The 24,218-nt window shown below is 68.6% G+C and carries 20 protein-coding genes; 6 read left to right on the top strand and 14 right to left on the bottom strand.

The window, feature by feature from the left end; genetic code table 11:
* Positions 1-101: 101 nt before the first annotated feature.
* Positions 102-1,490: an FAD-binding oxidoreductase gene (locus DEU38_RS07560; RefSeq protein WP_114719643.1), complete on the top strand. Its 1,389-nt coding sequence runs from the start codon at positions 102-104 to the stop codon at positions 1,488-1,490.
* Between the two features lie 108 nt (positions 1,491-1,598).
* Here DEU38_RS07560 and DEU38_RS07555 read toward each other — a convergent pair whose 3' ends face one another.
* From DEU38_RS07555 to DEU38_RS07525, 7 genes are all read right to left on the bottom strand, one after another.
* Positions 1,599-2,267 (bottom strand): methionine ABC transporter permease, encoded by a 669-nt coding sequence (locus tag DEU38_RS07555; protein WP_114719641.1) that lies wholly within the window; start codon positions 2,265-2,267, stop codon positions 1,599-1,601.
* Positions 2,264-3,298 (bottom strand): methionine ABC transporter ATP-binding protein, encoded by a 1,035-nt coding sequence (locus tag DEU38_RS07550; protein WP_114719639.1) that lies wholly within the window; start codon positions 3,296-3,298, stop codon positions 2,264-2,266. Before DEU38_RS07550 ends, DEU38_RS07555 begins: the two co-directional genes overlap by 4 nt.
* The gene (locus DEU38_RS07545; RefSeq protein ID WP_114719637.1) at positions 3,298-4,131 is read right to left on the bottom strand and encodes a MetQ/NlpA family ABC transporter substrate-binding protein; all 834 of its coding nucleotides are present in this window, start codon (positions 4,129-4,131) and stop codon (positions 3,298-3,300) included. Before DEU38_RS07545 ends, DEU38_RS07550 begins: the two co-directional genes overlap by 1 nt.
* A 31-nt stretch (positions 4,132-4,162) precedes the next feature.
* Entirely contained in the window at positions 4,163-5,161 is a 999-nt protein-coding gene (locus DEU38_RS07540; RefSeq protein WP_114719635.1) for an isopenicillin N synthase family oxygenase, read from the bottom strand.
* Between the two features lie 367 nt (positions 5,162-5,528).
* A complete protein-coding gene (locus DEU38_RS07535; RefSeq protein WP_114719633.1) occupies positions 5,529-7,034 on the bottom strand; it encodes a SulP family inorganic anion transporter in 1,506 nt (501 codons plus the stop codon).
* A gap of 57 nt (positions 7,035-7,091) precedes the next feature.
* Positions 7,092-7,658 carry an alpha/beta fold hydrolase gene (locus DEU38_RS07530; RefSeq protein WP_114719631.1) on the bottom strand — a complete coding sequence of 189 codons (567 nt, stop codon included), beginning with the start codon at positions 7,656-7,658 and terminating at the stop codon, positions 7,092-7,094.
* Between the two features lie 41 nt (positions 7,659-7,699).
* Positions 7,700-9,001: a serine hydrolase gene (locus DEU38_RS07525; protein ID WP_114719629.1), complete on the bottom strand. Its 1,302-nt coding sequence runs from the start codon at positions 8,999-9,001 to the stop codon at positions 7,700-7,702.
* Between the two features lie 153 nt (positions 9,002-9,154).
* Here DEU38_RS07525 and DEU38_RS07520 point away from each other — a divergent pair, with 153 nt between their 5' ends.
* Genes DEU38_RS07520 through DEU38_RS07510 form a run of 3 tightly spaced genes read left to right on the top strand, consistent with a single transcriptional unit; the run spans position 9,155 to position 11,183 of the window.
* Positions 9,155-9,520 carry a GntR family transcriptional regulator gene (locus DEU38_RS07520; protein WP_397484417.1) on the top strand — a complete coding sequence of 122 codons (366 nt, stop codon included), beginning with the start codon at positions 9,155-9,157 and terminating at the stop codon, positions 9,518-9,520.
* Positions 9,517-10,437 carry an ABC transporter ATP-binding protein gene (locus tag DEU38_RS07515; protein WP_114719627.1) on the top strand — a complete coding sequence of 307 codons (921 nt, stop codon included), beginning with the start codon at positions 9,517-9,519 and terminating at the stop codon, positions 10,435-10,437. The genes DEU38_RS07520 and DEU38_RS07515 overlap by 4 nt, the downstream gene beginning before the upstream one ends.
* Positions 10,434-11,183 (top strand): ABC transporter permease, encoded by a 750-nt coding sequence (locus DEU38_RS07510; protein ID WP_114719625.1) that lies wholly within the window; start codon positions 10,434-10,436, stop codon positions 11,181-11,183. The genes DEU38_RS07515 and DEU38_RS07510 overlap by 4 nt, the downstream gene beginning before the upstream one ends.
* Here DEU38_RS07510 and DEU38_RS07505 read toward each other — a convergent pair.
* A complete protein-coding gene (locus DEU38_RS07505) occupies positions 11,164-12,684 on the bottom strand; it encodes a cobyric acid synthase (RefSeq protein ID WP_181818706.1) in 1,521 nt (506 codons plus the stop codon). The genes DEU38_RS07510 and DEU38_RS07505 overlap by 20 nt on opposite strands.
* Positions 12,685-12,692: 8 nt before the next feature.
* A complete protein-coding gene (gene map / locus DEU38_RS07500; RefSeq protein ID WP_114719621.1) occupies positions 12,693-13,550 on the bottom strand; it encodes a type I methionyl aminopeptidase in 858 nt (285 codons plus the stop codon).
* Positions 13,551-13,716: 166 nt separating this feature from the next.
* Between map and murJ the strand changes: the two genes are divergently transcribed.
* Positions 13,717-15,324, top strand: coding sequence for a murein biosynthesis integral membrane protein MurJ (gene murJ / locus DEU38_RS07495; protein ID WP_114719619.1), 1,608 nt, complete (start codon positions 13,717-13,719; stop codon positions 15,322-15,324).
* 33 nt (positions 15,325-15,357) lie between these two features.
* On the opposite strand, the gene DEU38_RS07490 is transcribed toward murJ, so the two are convergent.
* Positions 15,358-16,215, bottom strand: a complete 858-nt coding sequence (locus DEU38_RS07490; protein WP_114720002.1) for an alpha/beta fold hydrolase — start codon at positions 16,213-16,215, stop codon at positions 15,358-15,360.
* Positions 16,216-16,346: 131 nt separating this feature from the next.
* Here DEU38_RS07490 and DEU38_RS07485 point away from each other — a divergent pair, with 131 nt between their 5' ends.
* On the top strand, positions 16,347-16,676 hold the full coding sequence (locus DEU38_RS07485; RefSeq protein ID WP_258557695.1) for a hypothetical protein: 330 nt from the start codon (positions 16,347-16,349) through the stop codon (positions 16,674-16,676).
* A 32-nt stretch (positions 16,677-16,708) separates the two neighbouring features.
* On the opposite strand, the gene DEU38_RS07480 is transcribed toward DEU38_RS07485, so the two are convergent.
* The 4 genes from DEU38_RS07480 to DEU38_RS07465 form a co-directional block, all read right to left on the bottom strand.
* A complete protein-coding gene (locus DEU38_RS07480; RefSeq protein ID WP_114719615.1) occupies positions 16,709-18,058 on the bottom strand; it encodes a diacylglycerol kinase family protein in 1,350 nt (449 codons plus the stop codon).
* A 42-nt stretch (positions 18,059-18,100) separates the two neighbouring features.
* Entirely contained in the window at positions 18,101-19,516 is a 1,416-nt protein-coding gene (locus tag DEU38_RS07475; protein WP_114719613.1) for a DUF2252 domain-containing protein, read from the bottom strand.
* Positions 19,517-19,626: 110 nt separating this feature from the next.
* Positions 19,627-21,330 carry a SulP family inorganic anion transporter gene (locus tag DEU38_RS07470; RefSeq protein ID WP_114719611.1) on the bottom strand — a complete coding sequence of 568 codons (1,704 nt, stop codon included), beginning with the start codon at positions 21,328-21,330 and terminating at the stop codon, positions 19,627-19,629.
* Positions 21,331-21,405: 75 nt separating this feature from the next.
* Entirely contained in the window at positions 21,406-24,201 is a 2,796-nt protein-coding gene (locus DEU38_RS07465; RefSeq protein ID WP_114719609.1) for a cation-translocating P-type ATPase, read from the bottom strand.
* Positions 24,202-24,218 lie beyond the last annotated feature (17 nt).

The following is a 24,218-nucleotide window of genomic DNA, read 5'->3' as shown; positions in this document are numbered from 1 at the left end:
GGCGAAACCTTGGATGGTTTCCGAAACTCGGGGCAAGAACCACCCAAGCGAGCTCGGACATTCTTTCTTCACACCCGAAACGCGGATGGAAGGAAGCTCCGATGAATCCTCAGACACCGACGATCGACGCCGTGCCGATCGACTCGCTCCGAAAGATGGTGTCCGGATCGGTGGCACTGCCCGGTGAGGCCGGATACGGGTTGGCGACACCCTGGAATGTCGCGGTACCGGTGCGTCCGTATGCGGTGGTCGCCGTGGACACCGCACGCGATGTCGCGGCGACCGTGCGATTCGCGGCGGATCACGGTCTGCGGGTCGCCGTCCAGCGGACCGGTCACGGCGCGGTGCCCCTGGACGGCGATGTCCTGCTCATCCACACTGGACGCCTGGCCGAATGCGTGGTCGATCCGGAGGGTCGCACTGCTCGCGTCGGAGCGGGGCTGGTGTGGCAGGACGTCATCGATGCCGCGACACCGCACGGATTGGCGCCGTTGGCCGGTTCCTCCGTCACCGTCGGCGTGGCGGGATTCCTCACCGGTGCGGGAATCGGCCCGATGGTGCGCACCTACGGACTGTCGTCCGATCACGTGCGTGCCTTCGAGATCGTCACCGGCGACGGCGAACTCCTTCGAGTAACCCCCGACGAACACGCCGAACTCTTCTGGGGACTGCGCGGTGGCAAGGCGACACTGGGAATCGTCACGGCAGTCGAGATCGATCTCATACCGATCTCCCACTTCTACGGTGGTGCAATCTATTTCGACGGTGCGGACGCTGCCGCGGTCGCCCACGCGTGGCTCGACTGGTGTGCCGATCTCCCCGAGCACAGTTCGACATCGATCGCATTTCTGCAGCTTCCGCCGCTACCGCAGGTTCCCCCACCCCTCGCGGGCCGGTTGACCTTTGCCGTCAGGTTCGCCAGCCTCGTGGAAGAACCGGAGGCCGAGGCGCTCATCAGCCGAATACGTTCTGTGGCCACCCCGTTGATCGACGCCGTCGGAATGATGCCCTATGCGGCCATCGCGGCGGTGCATGCTGATCCCGTCGATCCGATGCCGGTCCACGAATTCAGCGCTCTGACACACGAACTGTCACACGAAGCGATCGATGCTCTCCTGTCGGTCGCCGGGCCTGGTTCACACTCCCCGCAGACCGTGATCGAACTGCGGCTTCTCGGGGGCGCGCTCGCTCGCGAACCGCGTCATCGCAGCGCCTTCTGCCATCGCGATGCCGATTTTGCGCTGATGGTCGTCGGAGCCTTGGTGCCCCCCTCGGCGGATGCCGTTGTCGGACATGCCCACGACATCGATCGAGCACTGTCACAGTGGACCACCGGCGGCTCGTTGCCCAATTTCACGCCCAGCGCCGATCCGGACAGGATTGCGCGCACCTACGACGACGACACAGCTCATTGGCTCAGGGCGCTCGCCGACGAGCACGACAGCAAGGGTGTGCTGCACGTCGGCCAGGTCATGCGCCGGATCCGGTGAGCCGCTGCACTTGCCGGCGTCCGGCGTCGGCGGGCCGCGTCGACACCCCAGCAACGAGGAACGCTCCGCACCCGAAATCGGGTGCGGAGCGTTCGTCGTCTCAGAGGCCTACTTCCGGTGCGAGAGCGCCCGGACCACCCCGTCTCCGATGGACTGCAGGATCTGCACCAGCACGATGAGCACCACCACCGCGACCAGGAGCACCGGCGTGTTGAACCGCTGGTAGCCGTAGACGATCGCGAAGTCGCCCAGACCGCCGCCGCCGATGACCCCGGCCATCGCCGAGTACCCGACGAGCAGGACGACGGTCAGCGTCGCACCCGCCACCAGCGACGAAACCGACTCCGGCAGCAGCACTTTCCGGACGACCTGCATGTTCGTCGCCCCCATCGCCTGACCGGCCTCAATGCGACCGACGGGCACCTCCCGCAATGCCGACTCGACCACGCGCGCATAGAACGGGATCGCGCCGATCGTGAGCGGCACGATCGCCGCGGTCGGCCCGATCGCGGTGCCGACGATCAAGCGGGTGAGCCCGATGAGCGCGATCATCAGGATCAGGAACGGCAGCGAGCGGAAGATGTTGACGATCGTGCCGAGCACGACGTTGACGACGCGCTGCGGCCACAGTCCGCTCGGCGCGGTCACGTACAGCACGACGCCGAGCAGGATCCCGCCGAGCACGGTGAGCACGAAGGAGATCCCCACCATGTAGAGGGTCTCCTGCGTCGCCTCCCACACCTCGGGGAGCGAGTCGTACCAGGTCAGCTTGTTCATGCGGTGGCTCCCTGCGTCACGGCGCCGGTCGTTTCCGGTCCTTCACCCCACGCCAGGGTGGTACCCGGCTGGGCGTCCACGAACGCGGCGACGTCCGCCCGGTCCACGTCGGGACCGAAACGCAGACGCAGTCGGCCGACGGTGACGCCGGCGACCTGTTCGACCCGACCGCCGACCACGGAGATGTCGACGTCGAGCTTGCGGACGAGCTGCGCGAGCCACGGTCCGTGGGCCTCGTCACCGATCGTCGTGACCAGTGCGGTGTCCGCGTCGGCGCCCGCGGACGGGTCGTCCCCGACCGGGACGATCGCCGCGCCCAGAACCGAGCCGGGCGTACCGACCAGATCGAGGATCCGTCCGGTCTCCGCGATCCGGCCGTCCTCGAGCCGGGCGGCGGAGGTGCAGATGCGGCGCAGCACACCCAGTTCGTGGGTGATGAGCACGACGGTGACGCCGATCCTGCGGTTCAGCTCGGCGAGCAGGTCGAGCACCTGATCGGTGGTGTCGGGATCGAGCGCACTGGTCGCCTCGTCGCAGAGCAGCACGTCGGGCTCGGACGCGAGGGCGCGGGCGATGCCCACGCGCTGCTGCTGCCCGCCCGACAGCTGCGACGGGAACGCCTTCTCCTTGCCCGCGAGACCGACCAGTTCGATCAGCTCGTCGGCGCGGGCCCGGCGCTGCTTGCGGTCCAGTCCGGCCAGCTCGAGCGGGAACTCGATGTTGGCCCGCACGGTCCGCGAGTGCAACAGGTTGAACTGCTGGAACACGGTGCCGATGCGGCGGCGCGCCTGCCGCTGGCCGGCACCGGTGAGCTGCGAGACGTCGTCGCCGCGGAGCACGATGCGCCCGCTGGTGGGGCGCTCGAGCAGGTTCAGGCACCGCAGCAGCGTGGACTTGCCCGCACCCGACGGTCCGACGATGCCGAAGATCTCGCCCTCGGCGATCTCGAGGTCGATGCCGCGCAGGGCCGAGACCTCCCCCGCGCCGGCGGCGGCGGGGAAGGTCTTGACCAGATTCTCGACGGTGATCATCACTTCGCGGGGTGGACCGGGACGACGGAACCGCTGTAGTTCTCCTGGATCCACGCGGCGGTCTCCGGGGAGACGAGCGCGTCGGCGAGCGCCTTGACGCCCGGATCGTTCTCGTTCGCCGCGCGGACGACGAGCAGGTTCGCGAACGGGTTGTTCTCGACGTTCTCGGAGAGCAGGGCGTCGTCGGCCGGAATCAGGCCGGCCTCGATCGCGTAGTTCGAGTTGATGACCGCGGCGGTGATCTGCGGGTCGCCCAGGTTGCGGGCGATCTGCGAGCGCTCGATCTCGACGAACTTCAGGTTCTTCGGGTTGGCCTTGATGTTCTTCTGCGTGACGATGGACAGGTCCGCGTCCGCGAACGGCACGTCCATCTGGATCAGCCCGGCCGACTCGAGCAGGTACAGCCCGCGCGAGAAGTTGGTGGTGTCCTTGGGCAGGGCGATGGTCGACCCGTCGGCGATCTGGTCGATCGCGGTGACCTTCTCCGAGTACAGGCCCATCGGCTCGAGGTGGACGTCGGCGACCGAGACGAGGTCGCTCACACCCTTCTGCTTCTGCCAGTCCGCGAGGTACGGCGCGTGCTGGAAGTAGTTGGCCTGGACGTCACCGGCGACGAGCAGTTCGTTGGGATCGATCTCGCCGGTGACCGGCTTGATGTCGAGTTTGACGTCGCCCAGGGCGCCGGAGTCGGCGATGTGCTCGAGGATCTCCACGTGCGGGGTGCTCGACGCGGAGATCACCAGCGTCTCCCCGTCACCGCCCGAGGAGCAAGCAGCCAGGCCCACGGTGAGCAGGGCGGCGGCGGACAGAACAGCAGTGCGGCGCAAGAACATTGGGAGGTACCTTCCGATCGGGTCGAGATGGTCAGCCACGCAGTGCGGGCAGGTCGAGCAGGTCGCGGTGGTACCGCTCGGTGACGTTGGGATGGGCGCGCAGGCGCGACTTGAGGGCGTTGAGTCCGTAGCGGGCGTGCAGGGTGCCGCCGTGCTGGTCGGGTCCGACACCGGCCGCCTCGGCGGCCAGCGCGGGCGACAGCGGCACCGTGGGCAGGGCGTGGTCGTAGCCGGGGTTGAGGAAGAACGGCAGCGAGACGCGATCGGTGCCTGCGGCCGGCGGCAGCACCCGGTGCACGGTGGCCTTGAGGTAGCCGCCGGTGGCCACCTCGAGGAGCTCACCGATGTTGACCAGGAAGTGCCCGGGGATCGGGTCGACGTCGAGCCAACCGTTCTCGGTCTCCACCTGGAAGCCGCCGCTGGTCGGTTCGGGGTAGAGCAGGGTCAGGGCCCCGACGTCCTTGTGGCTGCCGACCCCCTGGTCGGTGACCGAGCCGTCGTGGCCCGGGTAGCGGGCAATCTTGAGCAGCGGATCAGGGTCGGCGAAGGCGGCATCGAAGAAGTCCGCGGGGGCGCCGAGCGACTGCGCCCATCCACTGATGAGGCGAAGTCCGGCGGTCTGCGCCTGGGCCGACCACTCGAGCGCCAGGTCGCGCAGCTGCGGGACGCGGGTGGGCCACAGGTTGGGTCCGTGCAGCACGTCCCACGGGCGGTCCGGATCGATCGGCTCGACCGCGGCACGCTCGGGTCCGATGTCGAGCTGCTCGCGCCAGTCGATGTAGCCCTGGGTGCGCTCGCCGCCGACGCGGGTGTAGCCGCGGAAGTGCGGCGAGTTGCTGTTCTCGATCTCGAGCTTGTCGGCCTCGGGCAGCGCGAAGAACTCGCGAGCCGCGGCGATCAGGTCGTCGGTGAGCTGCTGGTCGATGCCGTGACCGGTCAGGTAGAAGAATCCGATCTCGTGCGTGACGGTGCGCAGGGCGTCGATGTCGAGGTTTTCCAGATCGATGATCGGGAGGGAACGGGCGGACATGGAACGGATCCTTTCCCCACGGGCACCGGCGGAAAACTCACGCTGCGACGTTTCGGTGCCCGGTGGGAAGAATCAGCACGGGGATGCGGGACGGCCTTCGAGGTGCCGTCGCGCGGGGATCTCGTCTCAGCTCACGCGCATGCAGCGACAACACGCGCAACGCATTCGCGTCACGGTGGCGGTGGCTGCAGTGCCGCGCATCGAGGTCCTTCCCGGACAGGATCGAGAAACCGACACACCGGGTTCGGCGTGTCCGTGCCTGGAGGCTAACCCCCTTTCAGCCGTTCGATCAAATCGAACGTATACGCACGGCGACGAACGGCGACATTTGTTCGACGAACGGTCGTGGGCGGCACGGTCGAGCGATCTAGCCGAGCTTCCCGGACAACCGTTCGAGGCGGTGCAGACTCGCACCGTCGAGGCCCACGATGCGCGTGGACGTCCCCTTGGCGGCGTACTTGCGCCGCACCGCGTCGAGCGTGGCCACCGTGGAGGCATCCCACACCTCGGCGTCGGTGAGGTCGATGACCACCGAGTCCGGGTCGCCGTCGTAGTCGAAGCGGCGGATCAGGTCGTTACTCGACGCCCAGAACAACTCCCCGGTCACCCGGTAGGTCCGCTCGACGACCCCGCCGGCCTCACGGTCGTCGCGGTCGTGGACGTCGACGCGGGCCGTGCGGGCGACCCGCCGCGCGAACGCCACCATCGCGGTGAGGACACCGAGGACGACACCGACCGCCAGGTTCTCGGTCGCGAGGGTGCCCGCGACGGTCACCAGCATCACGAGGGTTTCGCTGCGCGGCATCAGCTTCAGGGTGCGCGGTGCAATGCTGCGCCAGTCGAAGGTCGTCACCGCGATCACGAGCATCACCGCCACCAGTGCGGCCATCGGGACGGCCCCGACGACGTCGCCGACGGTCACGCACAGCGCGAGCAGGAAGAATCCGGCGAGGAACGTGGAGATCCTGGTGCGGGCCCGCCCCTCCTTGACGTTGATCATCGTCTGGCCGATCATCGCGCAGCCACCCATGCCGCCGAACAACGCGCCGGCGATGTTCGCGACGCCCTGCCCCCAGGCTTCGCGGGTCTTGCCGGACGGGGTGTCGGTGATGTCGTCGACGAGTTTGGCGGTCAGCAACGACTCGAGCAGACCGACCAGCGCCAGGCCGAGGGCGAACGGTGCGACGATCGTCAGCGTCTCCCACGTCCACGGCACGTCCGGGATCATCCACGTGGGCAGGCCCGACGGCAGCTCACCCTGGTCCGCGACGTCGGGCACGTCGAGACGGAACAGTGCCACCACACTGGTCAGCACCACGATCGCGATCAGCGGGGCGGGCACCGCCGTCGTCAGCCTGGGCACGAACACGATCATCGCCAGCCCGGCCACGACCAGCGGATAGACGAGCCACGGCACGTCGAAAAGATGCCGCAACTGCGCGCTGAAGATGAGGATCGCGAGCGCGTTGACGAACCCGATCATCACCGACCTCGGGATGAACCGGACCAGTCGGGCGATTCCCGCCGCCGCGAAGGCGATCTGGAGTGCGCCGGCCAGCCACACCGCCGCGATCAGGTAGTCGATCCCGTGCGCGGCCACGAGCGGGGCCACCACCAGCGCCGTCGCACCGGCGGCGGCGGAGACCATCGCCGGCCGGCCACCGACGAACGCGATCGTCATCGCCATGATGCAGGACGTGTACAGCGCCACCTTGGGATCGACACCCGCGATGACCGCGAACGAGATCACCTCGGGGATCAGCGCGAGAGACGTGACCAGCCCGGCCAGCGCCTCGGTGGTGAGTCGGCGTGGGGAACGCAGCGCGGCGCGAACGGACGTGACGTCGGACGGGGCGGGAACGGTGTCGTGCACCGGAGGAGTCTAGAAACCTCCCGCCGGTGCCCGTGGATCAGCCCGCACCCCGAGCGGCTACCAGGAGCTCGTGCGGAGAACGATTTCGCTGGCCAGCTCCGGGGCCGCGTCCGCGGGGACGTTGCCGATGCCGTCGAGCTGGACGATCCGGAACTCCGAGTACGCGTACCGCCCACTGGCGTCCGCGCAGGGACGGCCGAGCGAGGTGCCCACGACGACGGTGGTCGGCAGTTCGACGGCGGGGCACGCCGCATCCCGAACCGAGCCGTCCGCCCCCGGCACCGCGGGGTGGCCACGGTCGGCGACGACGAGGCTCGCGAACCGGCCGAACGTCTTGGCGGCCAGCAGCCACGCCAGCTCGGCGCCCGACCCGGAGCCGACGAGGTTCACCCACGGCAGCTTCAGCTCGTCGAGCATCGCGATCACCGACGGCTCGTCGAGCCCATCGACGTTCTCCGGGACCACGGTCCGTAGATCCGAGTCGTGCAGGCGCGCGCAGACGGCGTCGAAGACGTCGGCCGAATCGCCCGCATCGGGCAGGAAGAGAACCGTGTGTCGGCTCTCGGGCCCACCGATACGGACCGTCCAGGTCCCGCTTCCCACCTCAACACGCGTCGACTCCATGGCTGGAAACGGTACGCGATCCACGTCACGGAATCGGACGCCTATGCGGGATAGACCTTGCCGATGATCTCCTTCGCGATGGTGGTCGCCGGATCCTGCCCGTTCGCGGCCGGAGCCAGATTGGTCCACACCACCAGGGTCACCTTGTTCTCGGGGTCGTGACCCATGAAGGAATTGAATCCCGGAAGCTCCCCGGTGTGCCCGAACATCGGACCCATTTTCGCTATACCCCAACCGTATTGGGCCGACGCACTGTCCGGACCCGTCGGCTGCACGCTGGCGAGGCGCTGGGCCTGCAGGTCGGCGTCGAGCAGCTTCCCGCCGACCAGGGCCTGCACCCACGTCACGAGGTCGTTTGCGGTCGAGATGCCGGCGCCCGCCGCCCATGCCCACGACGGGTTGACGTCGGTGACGTCGTTCGGCTGCAGCGTTCCGTCCTTCGCGGCGGCCTGCATGTCTGCCGGCAGCGCCGGATCGGTCAACGTGTCCATGTTCGTCCCGTACACGTAACCCTGTGAGTGCGGCGCGGGAATCGAACTGTCGGCGGTGTCCGGGAACGAGGTTCCGGTCAGCCCCAACGGACCGAACAGCCGCGACTGGAAGATCTGCGGCAACGGCTTGCCGTCCAGGCTCTCCGCGATGAGACCCAGCAGCACGATGTTGGTGTTGGAGTAGTGATACCCCTGCCCCGGCGGGAAGTACGGCGGATTCGCGAACCCGAGCGCCAACAGGTCGTCCGGCTTCCACTGCTTCTGCGGGTCGTTGTCGAGGGTCTCGTTGAGCTCGGCGGTCTCGGTGTAGTTGAACAGGCCGCTGCGCATGTCGAGCAACTGCTCGATGGTGATGTTGTCGCCGTTCGGCACGTCCGGCCGGTACTTCGAGACCGGATCCGTCAGCGCGATCTTGCCCTCCTGGACGAGCTGCAGGATCACCGTGCCGGTCATGGTCTTGGTGTTGGAGCCGATGCGAATGTGGTCGACGGTGGTCACCGCCGTCGACGCGCCGAGCTTTCCCGTGCCGTAGGTTGCCGTGAGGTCGCCGCCGGGCATCTTGAGGATGGCGACCGCACCCGGGACCTGCAGGTCCTTCGCCATCGACGCAACGGTCTCGTTCAGGGTGGCCGCGTCGATCTTCTGCAGCGCCACGGTGGTGGTCGCGGACGCCGTACTGCTCGACGGCGCGCTACTCGAGGCCGTCTCGCCGGATCCCGAATCACCGGAGGAACAACCGGCGATCGCGAGCGCCGCGACCAGCGCGCCGCACGCGACACGAATCCCCGTCCCGGTATCGAATCTGCTGCGCACGTCGACTCCCCTCACGCGGATGTCCAGGCCGTTCGGCATCGCTCCGGATCTTAGGTGCCGGAACCACTCCTCCGTGCCGAACGGACGAAACCGCCTCACGCCCGGCGCAATCGGGTTGACCGCACACCACACCGGCTCTATGGTTCATTACATGAGTAATGAACCAATCAGCCCTGCGGCCGGAGGGTCACGGTGCTGAACGAGGAGGGCAAGCCCCTCTTCCAGCAGATCGCGGGGCTCGTCGAGAACGCGATCATCGACGGTTCACTGCCGGAGGAGTCGCAGGCGCCGTCCAGCAACGAACTGGCGGCCTTCCACCGAATCAACCCGGCGACGGCGGCGAAGGGACTCAACCAGCTCGTCGCCGACGGAATCCTCTACAAGAGAAGGGGTATCGGCATGTTCGTCACCACGGGCGCACGGGACGCACTCCGGTTCCGCAGGCGCGAACAGTTCGCGACGCAATACGTCGCGCCGCTCGTCCGCGAGGCGGACAAGCTCGGAATGAGCATCGCCGAACTGAAATCCATGCTGGACAAGTGGGAGGAACGTCCATGACCGTCACAGACATCGACCGGGACACCATCGTCTCGGTACGGGCGCTCGGGAAGCGCTACGGCGACGTCACCGCGCTCGACGACATCTCGTTCGATCTGCGGGAGGGGAAGATCTACGGGCTGCTCGGCCGCAACGGCGCGGGCAAGACCACGCTGATGAAGATCCTCACCGGCCAGGAACTGCCGAGCAGCGGGGAGGTCAGTGCGTTCGGCGGGGCACCGTTCGAGAACGCGGACGTCCTGCAGAACGTGTGCTTCGTCAAGGAGAGCCAGAAGTATCCGGACGATCTGAAGGTCAAGCACGTCCTGTCCGCCGCGGCCCTCCTGCTACCGGGGTGGGACGGCGAGTTCGCCGGCCGATTGATGGACGACTTCCAACTCCCCGAGTGCCGCCGGGTCAAGAAACTCTCGCGCGGAATGACGTCTGCGCTCGGCATCGTCATCGGGCTCGCATCGCGGGCGCCGCTGACGCTGTTCGACGAGCCCTACCTGGGCCTCGACGCGGTTGCCCGCCAACTGTTCTACGACCGACTGCTCGCCGACTACGTGGATCACCCGCGCACGGTCGTGCTGTCCACGCATCTGATCGACGAGGTGGCCGACCTGCTCGAACACGTCATCGTCATCGACGGCGGCCGGGTCGTCACCGACGCCGATTCCGACGACCTGCGCAGCCGGCACGTGCTGGCCAGTGGTCGTGCCGCGGGCGTGGACGCCTTCACGGCGGGACGGACGGTCCTGCACCGCGAGGACATCGGCGGCTTCGCACGCGCAACCGTGCGGGGCACGATCTCCGCGGCGGACCGCGCCGAGGCTGCGCAAACCGACATCGAGCTGTCGCCGGTTTCCCTGCAGCAGATCACGATTCGCAACGCTCTCGACAGCCGCACCGACATCGGCAAGGAGACCCGGTCATGACCGTCGCCACACCCACCCGCACCGCCGTTCCGGCGGGCCCCTCGCCCACCGGCGTCCGACGCCTCCTGGCGGTCTGCCGACTCCACGTCGTGTCGTGGCCGCTCCTGCTGGCCGCACCCGCCGCGATCCTGGCCGTCACCTTCGCCATCAACCTGACGATCTTCGCGCTGATCGACTCCGAGGGCGAGACCCACGCCACCGGTGCCGCGCTCTCGCTGTACGGCTTCGTCGTGGCGTTCTACGCGCAGGCGATGACGCAGACGTTCCCGTTCGCGCTGGGCTTGAGCGTGACGCGGCGCCAGTTCTTCACCTCGACCGGCGTCGTGGCGGTGGTCCAGTCGGCCGCGTTCGCCGCGGTGCTGCAACTGCTGTCGGTGATCGAGGCGGCCACCGACGGGTGGGGCGTCGGGATGCGCATGTTCGGCGTCCTCCGCTACGCGACGGATTCGAGTGTGCTCCAGACCGTCACGCTGTTCGCGAGCCTGCTGCTGACCACATCGATCTCGATACTGCTCGGCGCGGTGTACCAGCGCTGGCGCACCCCGGGCTTCCTCCTCGCGGGCACCGGGACGATCGGAGCACTGGGCATCGCCGCTGTCGTCATCACGTGGGCACGTTGGTGGCCGGCGGTCGGGTCATGGTTCGTCGACGCGCCCAGGACGGTGGTGCTCGCGGTGGTTCCGCTGGCCGCCTCCGCGGCGGCGATTGCCGCGGCCTGGGCGGTCCTCAGCCGAGCGACGACCTGATCGTGGGCATTCCGCTCGGCGCGCCACCTCCGAGCAACGCGTCGAGCGCGTCCAGGTCCAGGTGCTGTTCCACCAGGTCGGCCAGCAGATCCAACTGCGCCTCCCGCACCCGCGCGACGTCGGTGTCGGGCGCGACGCGGAACCCGGGCCGACCGGCGGCGTCGGCGATCTCGGCCAGCAGGCGCCGGCGGTATTCGTCGCTCTCGAGGAGACCGTGCCAGTGGGTGCCGCGGACACCGCCCCGGACGCTGCCCTCCTTGGCGCCGTCCGCGCCGCTCAGCAGCGGCGCGTCGCCGTTGCGCCGGACGCGTCCGTGATGGATCTCGTAGCCGCGCACCGGGATTCCGTCAGCGTGACCGTCGACCTGCGCGAGCACCTTGTCGGCGGCGAACTCGATCTCGAGGTCGAGGAGTCCCAGTCCGGGTACCGCGCCGACGCCGGATTCGACGCCGTCGTCGATCACCGCGCCCAACATCTGGTAGCCACCGCAGATGCCGAGGATCGCGCCGCCTGCCTCCGCACGGCGGACGAGAGCGTCGCCGATTCCGCTGCGCCGCAGCCACTCCAGGTCGGTCACCGTCGACTTGCTGCCGGGCACGACGACGAGGTCGACGTCGGCGAGGCGCGACGGCTCGCTCACCCAGTGCACCGAAACGCCCGGCTCGCACGCGAGGGCCTCGACGTCGGTGGAGTTCGAGATCCGCGGCAGCCGGATCGCGGCCACCCGCAACCATTCGTCGCCGACGGGCGGGCCGGGCCGTCCCACCGGTGCGTCGCCGACCACGCCGAGCGAGTCCTCGGCGTCGAGCCACAGGTCCTCGGCGAACGGGATGACGCCGAGGGTCGGCCGTCCGGTGAGGGCACGCAGTTGCTCGAGGCCCGGTTCGAGGAGGCTCACGTCCCCGCGGAACTTGTTGATCACGAACCCGGCGATCAGCGTCTGGTCCTCGGGAGAGAGGACCGCGACCGTCCCGAACAGGTGGGCCAGCACTCCCCCGCGGTCGATGTCGCCGACCACGATCACCGGCAGCTGCGCGGCCTGCGCCAGCCCCATGTTCGCCAGGTCGGTGGCGCGCAGGTTGATTTCGGCGGGCGATCCGGCGCCCTCGCAGATCACGACGTCGAACTCGTCGCGCAGCGACGCCAGCTCGTCGGCGACGATGTCCCGGAGCCACTCGCGGTGGGTGATGTAGTCGCGGGCGCCGACACTGGTGACGGCTTTGCCGCGGACCACCAGCTGCGACGTCCGGTCGCCGCCGGGCTTGAGCAGCACCGGGTTGAACCGGACACTCGGCTCGAGGCCGCACGCCCGCGCCTGCAGCGCCTGGGCCCGGCCGATCTCCCCGCCGTCGAGGGTGACGACGGAGTTGTTCGACATGTTCTGCGCTTTGAACGGCGCCACCTTCACCCCGCGCCGCGCGAGCATCCGGCACAGCCCGGCCACCAGGACGCTCTTGCCGGCGTCGGAGGTGGTGCCGGCGACCAGCAGTGCGCCGGTCAGCGCCGCTGTCACGGCAGCGTGAGGATCTCGTTGCCCTCGTCGGTGACGACGATGGTGTGCTCGAACTGGGCGGTCCACTTGCGATCCTTGGTGACGACTGTCCAGCCGTCCTCCCAGATGTCGTAGTCGACGGTGCCGAGGTTGATCATCGGCTCGATCGTGAACACCATGCCGGGCTCGATGATGGTGTCGACGTTCGGCTGGTCGTAGTGCAGGATCACCAGGCCGTTGTGGAAGGTCTCACCGATGCCGTGGCCGGTGAAGTCGCGGACGACGCCGTAGCCGAAGCGGTTGGCGTACGACTCGATGACGCGGCCGATGACGTTGAGCTCGCGGCCCGGCCTCACGGCCTTGATGGCACGCATCGTCGCCTCGTGGGTGCGCTCGACCAGCAGGCGGTTCTCCTCCGAGACGTCGCCCGCGAGGAACGTCGCATTGGTGTCGCCGTGCACGCCGTCGATGTAGGCGGTGACGTCGATGTTGACGATGTCGCCGTCCTGGATCACCGTCGAGTCGGGGATGCCGTGGCAGATGACCTCGTTGAGCGACGTGCAGCACGACTTCGGGAAGCCGCGGTAGCCCAGCGTCGACGGGTAGGCGCCGTGGTCGCACATGTACTCGTGCGCGATCCGGTCCAACTCGTCGGTAGTAGCCCCCGGCGCGACGGCCTTACCGGCCTCCTGCAGCGCCTGCGCCGCGATCTTGCTCGCCACCCGCATCTTCTCGATGGTCTCGGGCGTCTGCACCCACGGCTCCTTGCCCTCCCGGGCCGTCGCCTTCCACACGTACTCGGGACGCTCGATGTCCTTCGGGACAGCGAGGGTGGGCGAGACGGTTCCGGGAACGAGCGCAGTGCGAACAGACATGGGTTCAGGGTAGACCGGTGGTCCCGGAGCTTTCCGACTTCCCCGCTACACGCCTCGACGGCGACAGCACCGCCGCGCCGTCGACATCCTGCCCCAGCCCGGATCCGCCCGTCCCCTGGACGGTGAGGCAACGCGCCGGTCGGGTGCGCCGTGAGAGCCTGAAATCATGGGGAGACATCGCAGGCAGGATGACGAGCCGGAACGCCTGGTCGCGCGGGCGGGGGGACGAGTCGCCGTCGCCGGCACGGTCAGCCGTGTGACGGGTTTCGTTCGCACGGCGGCGCTGGCGGCGGTGCTGGGGACTGCGCTGGTCGGCGATGCCTACAACGGCGCGAACAGCTTTCCCAACATGGTGTACGCACTGCTGCTCGGTGGTGTGCTCACGAGCGTGTTGATCCCCGTCCTGACGCGCTCACGATTACGTGGCGGCCAGGTGGACGTCGAGTTCACGCAGCGACTGGTGGCAGGCGCGACGGTCGTGATGGCGGCGGTCACCGTGCTCGCCGTCCTGTGCGCCCCGCTGGTCTCGTCGGTGTTCGTCAAGGACGCCGCGCAGCGGGACCTGACGACCGTGTTCGCGTACCTCCTACTGCCCGAGATCTTCTTCTACGGACTGGCGGCCCTGGCGACGGCGGTGCTCGACGTCCGTGGCGTCCACGGCCCCGCGGCCTGGGCGCCCGTGGTCAACAACGGCATCGTCCTGGCCACGGTGGCGGTGTTCGTCCTGCTGCCGGGGCCGGTCACGCTCACGCCGCAGTCGATGACCGTGGCCCAGGTGGCGGTGATCGGCGTCGGCACCACCCTGGGCATCGTCGGACAGGCGGCGACCGTCGTCCTCGCTCTGCGGCGCAACGGTTTCCGCTGGCGCTGGAGGGTTCGTCTGCTGCCGTACACGTGGCGTCCCGTGCGCGCCGGGCTACCGCTGATCGGATGGGTCCTCGCCTACGTCGTCACCAGCCAGATCGGCGTCGTCGTGGTGCTGCGCGTCGCCTTCAGCCACGGCGGCGTCTCCACGTACACCTACGCGGACCTGCTCTTCCAGGTGCCGTACGGGATTCTGGGCGTCTCGCTCCTGACGGTTCTGATGCCGCGCATCGCGCGCGCTGTCGCCGAGAACGATCACGCCGCAGTCCTGGCCGACCTCGGGCGCGGCGCCCGGTATTCGGTGGTCGCGCTCGTCCCGGTCACGGCCGCCCTGATGGTCCTGGGACCGACGTTGGCGACAGTCATCTTCGTCGGTCGTGTGGACCCGGCCGACGCCCACCTGATCGGCACGGCGCTGGCCGTTTCGGCGTTCGGGTTGGCGCCGTTCGCAATCGTGATGCTCCAACTACGGGTCTTCTACGCCGACCACGACACCCGCACACCGGCACTGATCAACATCGCGATGGTGACCACGAAGATCGCGGTCATCGCGGTCGCGGTGACGACACTGCCTGATCAGGGCGTGGTGCTGATGCTGTGCGTCGCCGGTTCCGTCTCCTACGTCGTCGGGGCGATGCTGGGACATGTCCTGTTGCGAAGGCGGTTCGGGCTGCTGGGCTTCCATCACGTGCGCGACACCGCGGTCCGGGTCGTCGCCGCGGCGACGATCTCCGGCGCCATCTGTTTCGTCGTCACGCACGCGACGAAGTCCCATCTGGGCGATCCCCGGACCGGTGCGGCCGCGGCGCTGGTCGCCGGAACCCTCACCGGAATCGCCGCCTTCGCGCTGGCGGCCAAGCTCATCGGGGTTCCGGAGATCCGTCACGCTCGCAGGATCCTTCGGCCCTGACCGCGTGCCCGGTCGCAGCCGGCGGCCGAAGCGTCAGCGCTGCAGGAACTCGAGCACGGAGCGCTCGAACGCCGTCTTCGCCTCGATCATCACCCAGTGCCCACACTTGGGAAAGACCCGCAACTCGGCGTCCGGGATGAGGCGCATCGACGCCATCCCCATGTCGGGAGGACTCATCCGGTCGTCGAGGCCCCACGTCAGCATCGTGGGACACGACACCTTGTGCATCATCGCCCAGTATGGCGGCCGTCCAGACCGGAGCAGGGATTGCTGCTGCAGCGCAAAGGATTCCGCACCGTACATGACCCGCGCGGCTTCGAGCGAATCCGGATCTCGGGCCGCCTCCCATCGCTCCTCGATCAACTGCTCGGTGACGACGTCGGTGTCGTAGACCATGGCCCGCAGCCAGCGGGCCAGATTCTCCTTCGACGGGTCGGCGACGAAGTCGTGCAGCAACCGTCGGCCCTCGCTGGGATCGGGGCTGAGGACGTGTGGGCCCACCCCTCCGATCGTGATCAGCCTGCTCACCCGGGCGGGGGCGTGGATCGCGAGATTGACGGCGACGATCCCACCCATCGAGTTGCCGACCATCGCCGCGGACGCGATCCCGAGGGCGTCCATGAAGCCGGTGACCGCCGACCCGGCCGCGAGAACCGGGTGCCCCTCGGTGGGGTCGCTCACGCCGAACCCCGGAAACTCCAGGATGTAGCAGCGGTAGTGCTCGGCGAAGACCCCGAGGTTGCCGCGGTAGTTGCGCCAGCCCGACACACCCGGCCCGGAGCCGTGCAGCAGGAGCAGCGGCGGCGCATCCTCGGCGCCGGCCACGTGGTAGCGGAGAACCCCCTCGTCCGTCACCATCTCCCGTTTGGTGCCCCCGTAGCTGACGTCGATCGTCATGTCTCCCCCTCGCGATGGTGTACCGAGAGGCCCAGAGTAGAACGCGTTCCAGTTTTGGGGGTCGATTTCGACGGAGATGCGTTTGTCCCCAGTTTGGGTATGGTGGCGGGTCAACCTGATCAGAAGTGAGGGTGGCAATGGGCCAGCAGTCGCGGGCCACCGAACGTCGGTGGGCTCCGGTCAAGGTCAGTAACGTCGTCTCGACCGTGTCGGGCGACATCGTCCGTGTCGACGCCGAACTCGGCGGCGACATCCGCCCCGAGTGGGCCGAGGCATTCGAGCGCATGAGCCGAAGCCGGCAGAGCGATCTCACGCTTCACGCCGACGCCGAGCCGCCCCGCATCACCCTGATGGCGCGAAGCGACCACGGCGACAGCCCCGAGATCGTCATCCTGTACGCCGTGGAGGAAGTGAACCTCTACGTACGGCTGGCGCTCGAACTCGTCGGTCGATAGCCCCGGGGTCCACCGGCGCCCGCCGGAAGGGGTCACCCTCGCGGGACCCGATTCCGCTGGGAGAACCCGGTCGGCCAGCCCGTCAGTCGGTACAGGCGCGCCAGTTCGATTCCCGGCTTCTTCGGAAGCGCACCCGGCCGGTGCCGCGGCAGACGCACCCGCAGCACCGCGGGCGCGATGGTGCACACAACCGGGGTGCGGACCATCCGGGATTCTCCGTCGACGCCCACCGGTATCACCGACTGATCGGCGTCGACGACGACCTCGGCCGCGCGGGCCGTGCTCACCCCCCGCGCATGAGCGCCCTGCAGCAGACCGACGGCTTCCCGGGCACTGTTCACCGACATCGTCACCACGCCCAGGACACCGTCGTCCAGGCGTTCTCGCCGTCCCATACCCACGAGATCACCGGTGCGGTAGGGGCCGTTGCTCACCAGGACCGCCTGTGGACCGCCGACCGTGACGTCGCCGATCTCCACGGTCAGCAGATAGCCCCGATGGCGGTCGAGCAGCTCGGGCAGCATCTCCAGCACGGTTCCCGTCTTGTCGTCGCGGTAGGCCGGGCTCTGCACCAATTCCGCGTACACCCCGAACGAGGCGTTGTTGACGAACGGGTGCCCGTTCATCCATCCGAGATCGACACGCACCTCGACGCCGTCGGCCAGCGCATCGAGGCACGTGGCAGGGTCGTCTCGGTCCAGCCCGAGATCCAGCGCGAAGTGGTTGCGGGTTCCGGCACTGATCACCAGGAACGGCAGGTCGTGCTCGGCCGCGACGGCGGCCACCAGGGCCTGTGTGCCGTCGCCGCCGGCGACACCGAGCAGATCCGCGCCGCGTTCGACGGCCCGCCGCGCCAGTGCGGCGACGTCGGCGTTCTCCGGTCCGTCGAGCAGAATCACCTCGGCCCCGAGGTCTTCGGCCTTGCGCTGCAGACCGAACTTCGCCACCTTGCCGCCGCCCGAGCGCGGATTCATCAGGAGGAACGGCCGACGTGGGGCGGGGGCGGTGTACTCGGGCATCGCGTTCTTCTCGGGCTCCCCCAGCGCGGCGCGGGCGCACAGGACGGCCGCGAGCAGCAGCACGCACGAGAGCACCACCGCCCACAGCAGATCGGCGCGGAGCAATAGGACGAGTACGACGATCGGCGCGAGCACCACCAGGACCGACGAGATCGCGCGTAGCACGCCGTGACTGGTGAGAAACCAGTACGACGCCGCCACTGTCGCCGCGACGCCGCCGATGCCCACCGCCAGCACGGCGGCGGTGCCGAACAACCCGGCGAACGCGATCGGCGTTGCGGCCGCACCGAATGCCGCCACGAATGCGGCTCGGGCCCACCATCGGCGAACCCGCGGCCGGGTGTCCGTGTTCTCGTTGCCCATCTCAGTCCTCATCGGTATCGGACACTGCGCCGCGCACTTTGGTCACACCCCGAACTGTGCGGCGATACGGCGTTCGTCGATGGCCTCGAGCAGGACCGCGTGGTCGCGGGCATTCTGGTCGGCGTACGACTCGGCGAACTCGGTGACGGCCTTGTCGAATTCGCTTCCGGAGTCGAGGTAGGCGGCGATCGCGATCCGGTCCCCGGAGCGGGCGTGGCCGTAGGCCAGTACCCGTCCGCACAGCCGCCCGTACAGTTCCATGCCCGACGGCGTCATCGCTTCGATTACCGCCGAGCCCTTGCCGTCGCGCAGTTGACGCACGTAGAAGTCCCGGACCACCCCGTCCGGGTCCGCCCCCTGCTGCCATCCGAGGAAGATGTCGCTCGCGGCCTGCATCAACCGCTGTCCCGCCACGACGCGCTCCCCCTGGTTCGTGAACGACGGGCCGTCCACGTAGTTCGCGAGCACCGACGGCCGCGCCTCCTTCGCCTGCAGGAACAGCGGGTCACCGTCGACGCCCTGCAACAGCAGAATCCACGCCTGGGTTCCCACGCTGCCCACTCCGACCACCTTGCGTGCTGCCTGGACGAACTCGAACTGTCGCAGCAGCACCCGGCGGTTGTCCTGCAACGTCTCCCGATAGTCGTCCAGCCGTCCACGCAGCTCCTCGAACAGCGACTCGGCGTCCGCCTCGGCGAAGACCTCCTCGATCGGCACGATCAGCGGTGGCATACTGACGACCCTCCGGCGGCCGTCCACCTCCGTGGTCAGTTTGGCCAGGGCATGGACGCTGTCCCGGTGCCACGACTTCTCGAGGGTTCTGCGCATGCTCTTCTTCGAGGACGTGTCGAGTTCGTCGCGGAGCGCGACCAATTCGGCGGAGGGCTCGATGTGTGAGTACCAGACCGCGAGGTTCCCCCGTTCCGCCTGCTGCAGCATGGTTTCGCGGTACTCCGCGGCGCACGCGCGGACGACCTTCGTCCGTTGTTTGCCGCCGAGCCCCCGCTCGCGGCCCGCCACCGCGAGGCTCGCAAGAAGACGCTTGACGTCCCACTCGAACGGCCCCGGGTACGTCTCGTCGAAGTCGTTGATATCGAACGCCTGCATCCGTTCGGGGGTGGCGAAGATCCCGAAGTTGCTCAGGTGCGCGTCCCCGCACAACTGCACGGTCAGTCCCGTCCGGGGCGCGCTGGACAGGTCGTCGGCCATGATCAGCGCGGAGCCGCGGTAGAAGGCGAACGGGCTGCTCGCCATGCGCCCGTACCGCACCCGGACGAGGTCCGGGATGCGGGCCGCGGACTGCTGCTCGAGCAGGCCGATCGGATCGCGCCGGGCACCGGTCGTGCATTCGGCGAGGGCCGAGAACGGAGTCGCGCGCCTGGCGGCCAGACCACGCTCGGCGCGCTCGGCCCGGCTGAGCGTCGCCACTCCAGGTTGCTGTCTGTCGATGTCCGGCATGGTGAACCGTCCTGCCGCGCGGCCGAGGCCCGACCATCGGGTGCGATGAAGATATTGTCCGCCGATCCTCGGTGCGCCCGCGGCGGTTTCCCGATTCCGGGTCCATCGCGTCAGGCGCCTTCGCGCGGATGTGCACGCCGGTGAAAGTCGTCGACCGCGGCGTCGAGTGTGGGGTAGAAGTGGGTGGCATCGAACCGATCGCCGACACCGAACTGGACGAGGCGGTCCTTGATGGGCCCCTTCATCTCGGCGAAGGCCAACCGAATACCTCGACCTTCGAGATAGCGGTCGAGATCGACGAGTTCGTCGACGGCCGTGGTGTCCAGACCGGTGATCGGTTCGGCGGCGATCACCACCCATGCGACCGGGGTCTGCGCCCGCGCCACGACCGACCGCACGTAGTCGTCGAAGATCCCGCCGTTCGCGAAGAACAGTGGCGCATCGAACCGGACCAGCACCAGACCGGGGATGCGGTGCCCTTCCGGGTGCCGGGCGACATCGTGGAATCCGGTCCCGGACGTCTCGACCAATTCCGTGCGGTACGGCTGCCACGCCCGCGCGACGACCGCGACGAACGACAGCCCGATCGCGACCAGGATGCCCTGGAGGACTCCCGCCAGTGCGACACCGAGGAACGCGGCGATGGCGAGACCGGTCTCCACCCGACTCATGTGCCACATCGAGACCATTCCGCGCACATCGATCAACGCCGACGCCGCGACGATCACCACCGCTGCCAGGGTGGCGTCGGGCAGGTAGGCGGTGATCCCGGGGGCCACGAGCACGAACACCAACACCGCCACCGCTCCGACCGCGCCCGCCAATTGCGTGTGCGCACCGCTCTGCTCGGCCACCGGGGTCCGGGAACCGCTGGCCGAGATCGGGAATCCGCCGAACAGGCCGCTCGCCACGTTGGCCGCCCCGATCGCCTTCATCTCCGTGCTGCCGTTGACTTCCTCACCACGGCGGGCCGCGAAGGTCCGCGACAGCACGCCGGTGTCGGCGAAGGCGATGAGCGCGATGCCGGCGGCCGGACCGATCAGCGCGAGTGTGTCCTGCCAGTCGACGCCGCCGAACTGCGGCAGCGGCAGCCCCTTGGGCAGCGCACCGACCATCCCGATCTCCTCGTCGAGTCCGATCGCCGCGGAGAGCGCGATCGATCCCACGACGGCGACGAGGACACCGGGAACGCGGGGCAGCCACACCCGGAAGGCCATGATGACGGCGAACGAACCGATGCCCACCGCGGCGGCGACCGGGGTGCTGTCGCCCGCGAGAATCGACGTGCCGATGGCGGCGATCTCGCCCAGCAGGCCGGACGCGTCGACGGAGAAGCCGAGCAGTTTCGGCAGCTGTCCGACCACGACGATGAGCGCAATCGCGTTCAGATAGCCGAGCCGGATGGGCTTCGAGAGCAACTCGGTCACGAAGCCCAGACGCAGGAACCCAGCGATGATGAGGGTCGCCCCGACCAGGATGGCGAGTACCCCGGCGAGGGCGAGTGCGCTCTCCGGGTCACCGACGGCCGCCAGCGGCAGCACCGCCGCGGCGATCAACGGCGCCAGCGACGAATCGGGACCGAGCACAAGGATTTTCGACGGGCCCACCACGGCGTAGGCGAGCAGCGGCACGATCGTTGCGTACAGCCCGGCGTACGCGGGGAGTCCGGCGGCCTCCGCATAGCCCATGCCGGCCGGGATCAGCAACGCGGTGAGGACGAGGCCGGCCGTGACGTCGGTGCGCAACCATCCGCGCTGGTACTCCCGGGCCGTCGCCACCCCGGGTAGCCGTCCGAGGCTCTCCCTCCAGGGCATCCTCGAATTATCGCCCCCACACCCGCTGCCGGCACGGGGATTCGGGGCTATCGGTCCGCGGGCGCGGGAAGCGGATCAACGCAGATGTGCGCGCTGCGGCGCGACCACCTCCGCCGCGGGAATCGGTGCGGGCGGCGCCGACCTCCGTCGGCGTCGGCGTCGCAGCGCCTTCTCCGCCTCGATCACGACCGGGACGATCAGCGACCACCCGAGACACGCGAGCCACTGGCCGCCGGTCAGCGTCGTGGTGGTGAGAAGGTCCTGGAGGAAGCCGAGTTCGACCGCGAACACCGTCACGACGGTCGGAATCGACAGGATCTTGATCGCGCCGAGAATCGGTGCGGTGAGCCCGGAGTCGGGATCACGCCGCAGAACCAGCCCGGCGAGGATGGAACCGAAGGACAGCACGACGAACGCCATCGTCATCGGGACGTTCGGTTCGGTCGGGCTCATCGGTCCGGGGGCCAGGAGCATCGCCGCCAGGGTGACCGCGAACTGGAGGGCCCCGTACGCGAACCACTGCACGAACGACCGCTTGTTGGCGATCGGCCGGCCCGGGTCCCGGGGCGGCTTGTCCATCAGATTGGGTGGTGGCGGGTCCTGCATGATGACGATCACCGGGAACAGCGTGATGAAGAAGTGCTGGAACAGCACCATCAGCGGTGTGAGTGCGACGCCGTCGTTGATCCCGAACACGCTGGCCACCAGGAACAGCAGCACCAGGGAGAACAGCTTGGACATCTGGTAGCGGATGTACGACACGATCTTGTCGTAGATGCTGCGACCCAGACGGATCGCGGTGACCAGGGTCCCGAAGTTGTCGTCGGTGAGGATGAGCTTGCCGGCCTGTTTGGTCACCTCGCTGCCCGACCCCATCGCGACACCGATGTCGGCCTTCTTCAGTGCGGCGGCGTCGTTGACCGCATCACCGGTCATCGCCACGATCGCGCCACCCTGCTGCATGACGCCCGCGAGACGGAGCTTGTCCTGCGGTGTGACGCGGCCGAAGACGTGGAGTTCCGGCAGCGCGGCCGCAAGTTCCTCATCGGTCATGGCCTGGAGTTCGGCGCCGCCGATCGCCCCCGGCCCGAGTCCGAGTTCGGCGCCGATCGCGGACGCGGTCACCGCGTGGTCGCCGGTGATCATGCGGACGTCGATGCCCGCGGTGTGCGCGGTGCGCACGGCATCGATCGCCTCCGGCCGCAGCGGGTCGATGATGCCCACCATGCCGACGAAGACGAGGTCCTCGACGAACGCCATCGGATCGTCGGTCACCGCTCGTTCCTGGCCGTCGAGGATGCGGGCGGCGAAAGCCAGGACACGAAGGCCCTTTTCGGACATCACGCGATTGGCAGCCGTGATCTCGTCGCGGACGTCGTCGAGGGGAACCAGTTCCCGACCCGGCCGGAAGGCGGACCCGCACCGCGCGAGAACCACGTCCGGTCCGCCCTTGACGAGCTCGACGAACCGGGTGTCGCCGTCGACCGGTAGCTGGTGGAACGTCGACATGAACTTGTATGCGGAGTCGAACGGAACCTCCGCCACCCGCGGATACGTGCGCCGGGTGCTCGGGGCGTCGACCCCGAGCTTGGCCGCGAGGACGACCAGCGCGGCCTCGGTGGGATCGCCGACCACCTCCCCGCTGTCGGTGACGGTGGCATCGCTGTCGAGGCACAGCCCGTACGCCAACAGCGTGAAGTCCGGAACCGGCTCCCCCGCGACGTGCGCGACGGTCCCGATCTTGCTGTAGCCCTCGCCGTCCACCGTGAACCACCGGCAGTGGAAGTACAGCGACCGGACCGTCATCTGGTTCATCGTCAGGGTGCCGGTCTTGTCGGAGTTGATCGCGCTTGTCGCGCCGAGGGTTTCGACATCGCTGAGGTTCTTGACGACCGCCTTCGCATCGGCCAGCCTGCGAGCGCCGTACGCCAGCATGGCCTGCACGAACGTCGGCAGACCGGTCGGGATCGCGGACACCCCCATCGAGATGCCGAGCAGCATGACGGTGGTGAGATCCTGCCCACGCAGCAGTCCGATGACGACGATGATCGCCACCGCGACCCACGCGATGACGCCGAGCACCTTGGTCAGCGAATCGAGTTCTCGTTGCAGCGGAGACTTGACGGGAGCGATCGCCGACAGCATCGACGCGATCCGCCCCATCTCGGTCCGCATGCCGGTCTCCGTCACGACCATCGTCGCGGTGCCACGGGTGACGGAGGTGTTCTGGAACAGGATGTTGCTGCGATCGCCGAGTGGGACATCCACGGCATCGAGTGTCTGCGGATCCTTGGCGACGGGCGCGCTCTCCCCCGTCAGCGCCGCCTCCTGGGTTTCCAGGGTGGCCGAGCGCAGCAGTCGGCCGTCCGCGGGGACGAGGTCCCCGGCCTCGAGTTCGACGATGTCGCCGGGGACGAGATCCGGTGCGGGCAGCTGGATCAGTGTGCCGTCACGGATGACCCGTGCCTGCGGAATCTGCATCCGGGCCAGGGCGTCGACGCTGGCTCGCGCTTTCAGTTCCTGCTGCGTGCCCAGCACGATGTTGAGGACGACCAGCGCCACCACCACGAGCGCGGTCGGGATCTCCCCGATGATCAGACTGACGATCACCACCGCCACCAGCATCAGGTTCATCGGATCCTTCAGCTGCAGCAGAGCCACCGCCCAGATCGACGGGGCGGGCTCTGAGGCGATCTCGTTGACGCCGTACCGCCCGCGCCGCGCGTCGGCCTCGTCGGTCGTCAGTCCGGTACGGCGGTCGGAGTCCAGGGCCGACACGACGGCGTCGGCGTCACGGATGTGCCATTCCGACCGGGGCTCCCCGTCCCTGGGGGACTGCGCCCGATCGGGCACGGGGTGTTCGGTGGCCATCGCGCCTCCTCCTTGCC

This window comes from Rhodococcus sp. AG1013, from assembly GCF_003350365.1.
In the GTDB taxonomy this organism is placed as follows: domain Bacteria; phylum Actinomycetota; class Actinomycetes; order Mycobacteriales; family Mycobacteriaceae; genus Prescottella.
This window is presented reverse-complemented; position numbering and strand designations above follow the sequence as displayed.

Bases quoted from the DNA above. Each gene is read 5' to 3' on its own strand.
- DEU38_RS07560 (WP_114719643.1), top strand. From the start codon at position 102: ATGAATCCTCAGACACCGACGATCGACGCCGTGCCGATCGACTCGCTC.
- DEU38_RS07525 (WP_114719629.1), bottom strand. From the start codon at position 9,001: ATGCCGAACGGCCTGGACATCCGCGTGAGGGGAGTCGACGTGCGCAGC.
- DEU38_RS07470 (WP_114719611.1), bottom strand. From the start codon at position 21,330: ATGCCCTGGAGGGAGAGCCTCGGACGGCTACCCGGGGTGGCGACGGCC.
- DEU38_RS07480 (WP_114719615.1), bottom strand. From the start codon at position 18,058: ATGGGCAACGAGAACACGGACACCCGGCCGCGGGTTCGCCGATGGTGG.
- DEU38_RS07475 (WP_114719613.1), bottom strand. From the start codon at position 19,516: ATGCCGGACATCGACAGACAGCAACCTGGAGTGGCGACGCTCAGCCGG.
- DEU38_RS07510 (WP_114719625.1), top strand. From the start codon at position 10,434: ATGACCGTCGCCACACCCACCCGCACCGCCGTTCCGGCGGGCCCCTCG.
- DEU38_RS07530 (WP_114719631.1), bottom strand. From the start codon at position 7,658: ATGGAGTCGACGCGTGTTGAGGTGGGAAGCGGGACCTGGACGGTCCGT.
- murJ (WP_114719619.1), top strand. From the start codon at position 13,717: ATGGGGAGACATCGCAGGCAGGATGACGAGCCGGAACGCCTGGTCGCG.
- DEU38_RS07465 (WP_114719609.1), bottom strand. From the start codon at position 24,201: ATGGCCACCGAACACCCCGTGCCCGATCGGGCGCAGTCCCCCAGGGAC.
- DEU38_RS07550 (WP_114719639.1), bottom strand. From the start codon at position 3,298: ATGATCACCGTCGAGAATCTGGTCAAGACCTTCCCCGCCGCCGCCGGC.
- DEU38_RS07545 (WP_114719637.1), bottom strand. From the start codon at position 4,131: ATGTTCTTGCGCCGCACTGCTGTTCTGTCCGCCGCCGCCCTGCTCACC.
- DEU38_RS07515 (WP_114719627.1), top strand. From the start codon at position 9,517: ATGACCGTCACAGACATCGACCGGGACACCATCGTCTCGGTACGGGCG.
- DEU38_RS07555 (WP_114719641.1), bottom strand. From the start codon at position 2,267: ATGAACAAGCTGACCTGGTACGACTCGCTCCCCGAGGTGTGGGAGGCG.
- map (WP_114719621.1), bottom strand. From the start codon at position 13,550: ATGTCTGTTCGCACTGCGCTCGTTCCCGGAACCGTCTCGCCCACCCTC.
- DEU38_RS07540 (WP_114719635.1), bottom strand. From the start codon at position 5,161: ATGTCCGCCCGTTCCCTCCCGATCATCGATCTGGAAAACCTCGACATC.